This is a genomic window from Paenibacillus nuruki, from assembly GCF_001721045.1.
GTDB classification, from domain to species: domain Bacteria; phylum Bacillota; class Bacilli; order Paenibacillales; family Paenibacillaceae; genus Saccharibacillus; species Saccharibacillus nuruki.
The window spans coordinates 1-6,377 of sequence record NZ_MDER01000090.1 but is presented as its reverse complement, the minus strand read 5'-3'; the positions used below and the strand labels follow the sequence as shown (position 1 = coordinate 6,377).

The 6,377-nt window shown below is 36.5% G+C and carries 10 protein-coding genes; 4 read left to right on the top strand and 6 right to left on the bottom strand.

Annotation, left to right across the window (positions count from 1 at the left end):
• Window positions 1-103: 103 nt before the first annotated feature.
• The gene (locus PTI45_RS24320; RefSeq protein ID WP_161594180.1) at window positions 104-274 is read left to right on the top strand and encodes a hypothetical protein; all 171 of its coding nucleotides are present in this window, start codon (window positions 104-106) and stop codon (window positions 272-274) included.
• A 169-nt stretch (window positions 275-443) separates the two neighbouring features.
• On the opposite strand, the gene PTI45_RS22260 is transcribed toward PTI45_RS24320, so the two are convergent.
• The 5 genes from PTI45_RS22260 to PTI45_RS22240 form a co-directional block, all read right to left on the bottom strand.
• The gene (locus PTI45_RS22260) at window positions 444-974 is read right to left on the bottom strand and encodes a VanZ family protein (RefSeq protein ID WP_069329788.1); all 531 of its coding nucleotides are present in this window, start codon (window positions 972-974) and stop codon (window positions 444-446) included.
• A gap of 286 nt (window positions 975-1,260) precedes the next feature.
• The gene (locus tag PTI45_RS22255) at window positions 1,261-1,755 is read right to left on the bottom strand and encodes a hypothetical protein (RefSeq protein ID WP_069329787.1); all 495 of its coding nucleotides are present in this window, start codon (window positions 1,753-1,755) and stop codon (window positions 1,261-1,263) included.
• 221 nt (window positions 1,756-1,976) lie between these two features.
• Window positions 1,977-2,429, bottom strand: a complete 453-nt coding sequence (locus PTI45_RS22250) for a hypothetical protein (protein WP_069329786.1) — start codon at window positions 2,427-2,429, stop codon at window positions 1,977-1,979.
• 187 nt (window positions 2,430-2,616) lie between these two features.
• Window positions 2,617-3,237, bottom strand: coding sequence for a hypothetical protein (locus PTI45_RS22245; protein ID WP_069329785.1), 621 nt, complete (start codon window positions 3,235-3,237; stop codon window positions 2,617-2,619).
• A 385-nt stretch (window positions 3,238-3,622) separates the two neighbouring features.
• Entirely contained in the window at window positions 3,623-4,009 is a 387-nt protein-coding gene (locus PTI45_RS22240) for a VOC family protein (protein WP_069329784.1), read from the bottom strand.
• 182 nt (window positions 4,010-4,191) lie between these two features.
• Here PTI45_RS22240 and PTI45_RS22235 point away from each other — a divergent pair, with 182 nt between their 5' ends.
• Both PTI45_RS22235 and PTI45_RS22230 read left to right on the top strand, forming a co-directional pair.
• Window positions 4,192-5,055 (top strand): AraC family transcriptional regulator, encoded by an 864-nt coding sequence (locus PTI45_RS22235; RefSeq protein WP_069329783.1) that lies wholly within the window; start codon window positions 4,192-4,194, stop codon window positions 5,053-5,055.
• Window positions 5,046-5,594, top strand: a complete 549-nt coding sequence (locus tag PTI45_RS22230; protein WP_342672130.1) for a GNAT family N-acetyltransferase — start codon at window positions 5,046-5,048, stop codon at window positions 5,592-5,594. The genes PTI45_RS22235 and PTI45_RS22230 overlap by 10 nt, the downstream gene beginning before the upstream one ends.
• Window positions 5,595-5,701: 107 nt before the next feature.
• Here PTI45_RS22230 and PTI45_RS22225 read toward each other — a convergent pair whose 3' ends face one another.
• A complete protein-coding gene (locus PTI45_RS22225; protein WP_069329781.1) occupies window positions 5,702-6,001 on the bottom strand; it encodes a hypothetical protein in 300 nt (99 codons plus the stop codon).
• A gap of 162 nt (window positions 6,002-6,163) precedes the next feature.
• Between PTI45_RS22225 and PTI45_RS22220 the strand changes: the two genes are divergently transcribed.
• Window positions 6,164-6,377 (top strand): helix-turn-helix domain-containing protein (locus tag PTI45_RS22220; protein ID WP_069329780.1); only part of this gene is annotated, 214 nt, incomplete at its 3' end.

Below are 6,377 nucleotides of genomic sequence, written 5' to 3'. Positions count from 1 at the left end.
CTATTATGAATTTTTCATATAATGAAATAATTATAAATGACTGGATATTTGACCATTATAGGTTATGCTATATAAAAATAAATATGTAGTTGGAGGGATAACCATGAGTGTAAATACAGAATTGGAACAACACATCACTACATTGACGGATGAAGAAAAGAACGATTTTATCAAACATATCTACTTAATCTTAAATAATCGCAGTAATTCCGATCTAATCGTACGTGCCAAAATCAGTGAATTGGTAGGTCGTTATATCAATATTGCTAAATAAGATCATTGTAGACGAATAATAAATCTTGGTATTCGAACTGCTGACCTTTTTTACTTTTCGCTATACTTATATTTACTATTTTCTGCATACCAAAAAGTCGCTTCTTTAATACAAGCGACTTTTTGTGTTGACTGCTATGTTTGACTTGCCTACTTCTAATTACAGATATTTAGCGGAAACGCAGTCCACTTTTTTTATGTTTACGTTTACGAATCCAGATGTACATCATCACCACTACCACGATTCCGATCCCATCGACTAACGTATCTTCAAAATGCCCAGTTCTGCCGACGATAAAGGTCTGATGCCATTCATCAGATAGCGCATATAGATAAGAAACTATCCCTGCCCATATCAACGGCATATACTGCCTACGGCTCCACGGCGAAAATACTCGACATAGCAAAAACGTTAATAGCGCAAATTCAACCACATGAGCTATTTTGCGAATAAAAAACTCAAAAAAATCATATGGCGATTGACCACTTACCAGATAACCATCATAAGAAAATTCAATAGTCGGTGTAAATGTGGTTAATGTAGATTCTGGAATCAAGTTGGCTAGAAATGGCTTCAAATCCTGCTCGGTATAAGGCTGATGGGATTTATAAAAAATAAAAGCCATCCAACCTAAAGCCAGTATCGTCCATATGATCCACCCTACAGATGGAACTTTTCTACTACTATAGATAGAACTCATTAATCTTATCCCTCCAAACATATGCAGCATAGTATATCATATCCTGCACACTGGATCATCACTCTGTACAAAACAACATATCAAAAAACAGCCTGATCTATACCAGACTGTTTTGGTCATTACAGTATGTATTTCCTAGCACATACGGCTATTCTAGTATGTTTTTATCTTATCGACCCTATCGTGTCTTTAATCAAACATACTAGCTAGTCGTTAACCTATTGATCATTTTCACACTTGTCTAGACAAACAGTCATTTTTCACGTTGCAATGACAGAACTATATTCTATTCGATAGGAGCACGTTCTACAAAATATTTATTTGTCATATAGAAAGCTTCACCGCGTGATGTTTCCACTTTTCCTTTTTTCGGATCGAGGAAGACAATTTCTTTACACTTCGTGCAATACCATTTGGTACGCATAAACGGTGAATCTGTTGTATAAGCTGTTCCACATTTACAATCGACTTTAATCAAAATCTCATTCGCTTTATAAGCAGTGCTCAAGTCCTCAGCAGGATGTTGTTGTTCTTCCTGCTGAATCGGAACAATCACACGTTGATGATCAGAGAATTGATTTTGTACTTTAAAGTCAGCAACTAATTCTGGATTCAACCCAAAAAATTCTTTACCTATATTAGTCACATAACGCGTATTGCTTCTATAACTTTCAAGCCATTCCTCAATTTGTTGGTTAGATAAAGGTACAGTACCCTTAATACCACTGTTCAAGGTATATGTCATGATGTGCAAAGCATCGCTTGTTCTGCTTGAGTACATTAGAAACCTCCTCTTTCTTCAAAGCTAATGTACTATAAATCATCGTTTTTATCAAAGCACGAAATTAACTAAAATCCCATGTTCTTGAATTCGCTAGTACATATATGCCGTTTTATTCCCGGTAAAACGGATGATTACATTTTTGTTACAAATAAGTCAGCAAGCATCGGACCCTACTTTCTAGCCTATCCCCCCTATTCGCGATGATTATGTATCATTGCTTAACTTATATAATCGCCCAGATCGACATGCCACTTTATCTGGTTGCGGGCAATCCACAATTGAACAGCCTCATGAAAATGCTGAGCATATTGCTTACGGGATACCTGATTTACAGTACAAAAATGCTCTATTAATTGATATTTTTCTACCCAATCTTTCATCGTAGCAAAGCCAATATGCTTGATCATATGACATTGAAAGCAAAGTGACTGAAATCCAGTAAGAGACTGAACTTGCGTCTGGTTATCAAATGTCCATAATTCATGGCAATGTAGCTTATCGATCGTATCCCCTTTGACACGTTCACAGATACAACACGTATACTGATCCCGTCTCTGAATATCCTGGCTGAACTGTCTCCATTGATAGGAAGTGAACTGATTACGAAGATTCAAATGCATTGTCGATTCGGGAATTAATTCTATTTGTAACTTTAAATCATTCAGATTCATAGAAGTTTCCTGTCATCTAAGAGATTTTAAACTTCCTTATATTATAACACTAATGTTAATAATTTATAACACTAATGTTAACATTAAGGCAAGTCTAGAATCAGTTTTGAATCGCATAGTTAATGCGATTAAACTTTTGATCATTATATATCAATTATTCATTTTTTGAAATCGTTAAATCTAAGAATTATGGATTTCGATTATTTAATTTAGCGGTTAATTCAAATTTTCCATTGGTATTATTACCGATTTCATAATTATTAATCGTAAGATAAACCACCGTATCTTTATTCCATATTGGCAGAAATTCTCCTTCACCATAATAATCTTGAACATCCGTAATCATCTGTTCACATTTCACTTTCAATTGCTGATCCGGTAAATTATATACTCCTTGTGCGCTATAACTAGCTTCCATATTTGGCTGGTTGTAAATATCAATATAGAGATAATCCAAATGATGGGATGTATCTTTGTAAAAATAGACTTTGTTTACCACAAAATCATCTGTCGCTAGATAATCTTCGATCTGATGGGTCATATCGTGAATAGCTGTATCTTCTCGAAGATCAACGTAATTGTTCTGAACATGGGTTAACTTCTGCTGATACTGCTCCAGCTTCTTTGCGAGTGCTAGATTACTTTGTTCACTATGATCTATGACTGTATTTAATCTGGCATTGCCCATCCACAATAGACTGGCTATAGCAATGATAAGCAAGATAAGAACAACTACAAATACTCCTCCACGAACACTTTTTTTGCGGCGAATCATTGCAGTAGTCCAATCCTTTTCTACAAACCGCATAACGACCTCCTTAAATATATTCTCGTTTGCATTATACCTGAAAGTGCACGCTTGTGATCTCTTTTTGAGCATTTATGAGTAATGAATCAAGACTTTGGAATGAGGAAATAAACACGCTAGGTCTATTCACTTATTTTATAAAAATTTGTCAAAAATACTAGCTGTTTATGTAAACCTATGGTAATATTAGTTCATACAGAAAGGAGGTGCGTCAACATTCAGATTAACATGTTGAACGCGTCCTTTACCCAATCCGAGGTTCTTGTCTAAACCACACGAACTTCGGAGGCGCGGGATGCGGATCAAAGATTTCAATTAGCGCCATCGGGTTAGAAAGACCACCTTCGGGTGGTCTTTTTATGTGCCCTTTTATAATGAAGATACGCTACTCTGCTTCATAGGGAGCATCCAATTCAATAATATTGTGATCGGGATCAAGAATATAGATCTGTGCAAATCCCGCCAGACTATGAGGACGTGCTTCGTAAAACACCTGCTGTTGATCTAACCACTTCAATGTCTCCGAATAGCTTTTCACCCAGATCGCCAAATGCCCATCTGTCGAATCAATATCACCCTGACGCAATGTCTCTCCTTGCGGTTGTTCAATCAAATGCAACTGCTGATTCCCAAGAGCATACCAGATGCCTACAGAATCAAATGGCGGGCGCTCAATCTCTTGAAATTGGAGCACATCAGAATAAAATACACGGGATACTTCAATATCGCGTACAGCAAGACTCATATGGTGGATATATTGAAATTCAATCATAAGCGGTTCTCCTTTGTTGTTTTTTTCATTGTTGCAACATTCTTTTTCTATATTAGCGGTATGTATCTATAAAGTAAATTCAGTTTAGAAAAAGAATTGCCAATCATTAAGAGAACGCTTACAATATGAAATATTAATATCCGCTTGTCTACATACTTTCTAAATCAGGAGGCATATGTAAGATGATATCCAGCGAAAATGAATTGCATCCTTTTTCTCAAAAACCGGTTCGCTTTATTCTAACTCCTTCTCCTGTCGCTCAATCCACCTATCTGTATGTTCAAGAAATCAGTTATACGGATATCGAAGCCTCTTCTTCTATTAAACATGCTCGTATTGCTTCATATCTATTTTTATATACGTTATCCGGTACAGGTCATCTGTATTATCAAGGGCAATCCTATTCATTACAAGCTGGAGATTTCTTCTGGATCGATTGCACAGAAGAATACCGCTATGAAGCAGATGCCGGTCAACAGTGGGAAACATTATCTATACATATGTATGGCGCTACGATAGAAGGTTATTATCGTCAGTATGAAGCCAATCAATTGCCTATTTATCATGCACCATCATCTTCTATTCTGCTAGAGCTTGGACTGCAATTGCTCAACTTACAATATACTCGTACGCAAAAAACAGAGTTACTGAATGCGCAACTCCTCACCCAATTATTAACCGAGATCATCATGACGACGATCTATGCAAGAGACAATACCTACACGATCCCATCCAAAATTCTCAATATGCAGACCTATCTCGAACACAACTATACTCAAGCGATCACACTGGATCAGCTTGCCCGACAATACGGGATGAACAAATTTCAATTAACCAAAGACTTCAAACAATACATCGGACTCCCTCCGATCGAATACCTGATCCATATTCGGATCAATGCTGCCAAAGGCTTGCTACAATATTCCGACAAAAGCGTCCAAGAAATCGCCAACGAAGTCGGCGTAGAAAATGTATCTCATTTTATCAATTTATTCAAAGCCAGAGTCAACTGTACCCCGCTTAGTTATCGGAAAGAATGGTCGTAACAATGCTTATTTCGAACAGTCATTTGTCTATTCATGCTCTTCGCATGGAAGATAAAGATATACTGGTTAAATGGATGTCTAATCCTACAGTACTCCAATATTATCAAGGTCGGGACGAACCACTGGATATGGAAAAAGTGACTGAAATCTTTTACGATCCAGATACGGAAGACGTGCAGTCTATCATCGAATATGAAGGTGTACCTATAGGCTATATTCAGTATTATCTATTAGATGAAGAAAGTAGACAGGCATACGGATATCAGGATGCTGACGAAATCATCTATGGGATGGATCAGTTTATCGGAGAACCGGAGTATTGGAACCGAGGAATCGGTACTCTACTTATTCAGACGATGATTACCTTCTTGACACAGCAAAAACAAGCCCATCGTATCGCAATGGACCCTCAGACATGGAATACGAGAGCACTCCATTGTTATGAAAAATGTGGATTTCAAAAAGTAAAATTATTGCAAAAACATGAATGGCATGAAGGACAATATCGGGATTGCTGGTTGATCGAATATAAACGGTAAGGAAAAGTTGTAATGAGATTAGATACATTTGAAAAATATACAATTGTACGTTATGATTTGGCTGATATACATAAATGAAAAACGTGTCGGTTAGAGGATATTCGAGGTCAATAATTGTACAGTACCTGACTCAATTGTAAGCCGTCTTTGATCCCCTGCTCATACATCGTCGATTCTGCCAATCCTTGAATCAACGTAACCACTTCTTCATATTGAGTGGACAGAATTTGGATGTCTGGTGGTAGTTGATCATAGATGGTAGCGAATAGTTCGGTGCATTCAGTAGTAAGTGCCTGATATTCAATTGAAGGCGAAATAGCATCCTCACTCACTTGATCCATGCGTATCGACATGAACTGATTGAAGGCTTCTTTGATTTGGGCTTTTCTATGTAGTAGTTGGGTCATAATTTACCTCTACTTTCTGCATTATTAATTACTTTGCAAGATTATATAAGCTTTAAATACAATTACATAATTTAACGATTCCAATATACCGATATCGATATATTTTCTTCTCCCAAATAATATCACGATATCGGTATATAGTCAATACTTTTAGGAGGAAATATGGTCAAACTTGTTATCAAACTAAAACAAGCATTAAAAGATAGATCAATGACTCAAAAAGAACTCGAAGCTCTCTCTGGTGTCCCTCAATCTAAAATTTCAATGCTTTGTAATAATAACTATCAAGAACTGAATATTGCTAATCTTGAAAAGATTGCAGATGCGATGAATATTACAGATATCTCTGAACTATTAGATTTTGTCGAAGATGATA

Bases quoted from the DNA above. Each gene is read 5' to 3' on its own strand.
- PTI45_RS24320 (WP_161594180.1), top strand. From the start codon at position 104: ATGAGTGTAAATACAGAATTGGAACAACACATCACTACATTGACGGAT.
- PTI45_RS22260 (WP_069329788.1), bottom strand. From the start codon at position 974: ATGAGTTCTATCTATAGTAGTAGAAAAGTTCCATCTGTAGGGTGGATC.
- PTI45_RS22255 (WP_069329787.1), bottom strand. From the start codon at position 1,755: ATGTACTCAAGCAGAACAAGCGATGCTTTGCACATCATGACATATACC.
- PTI45_RS22250 (WP_069329786.1), bottom strand. From the start codon at position 2,429: ATGAATCTGAATGATTTAAAGTTACAAATAGAATTAATTCCCGAATCG.
- PTI45_RS22245 (WP_069329785.1), bottom strand. From the start codon at position 3,237: ATGCGGTTTGTAGAAAAGGATTGGACTACTGCAATGATTCGCCGCAAA.
- PTI45_RS22240 (WP_069329784.1), bottom strand. From the start codon at position 4,009: ATGATTGAATTTCAATATATCCACCATATGAGTCTTGCTGTACGCGAT.
- PTI45_RS22235 (WP_069329783.1), top strand. From the start codon at position 4,192: ATGATATCCAGCGAAAATGAATTGCATCCTTTTTCTCAAAAACCGGTT.
- PTI45_RS22230 (WP_342672130.1), top strand. From the start codon at position 5,046: ATGGTCGTAACAATGCTTATTTCGAACAGTCATTTGTCTATTCATGCT.
- PTI45_RS22225 (WP_069329781.1), bottom strand. From the start codon at position 6,001: ATGACCCAACTACTACATAGAAAAGCCCAAATCAAAGAAGCCTTCAAT.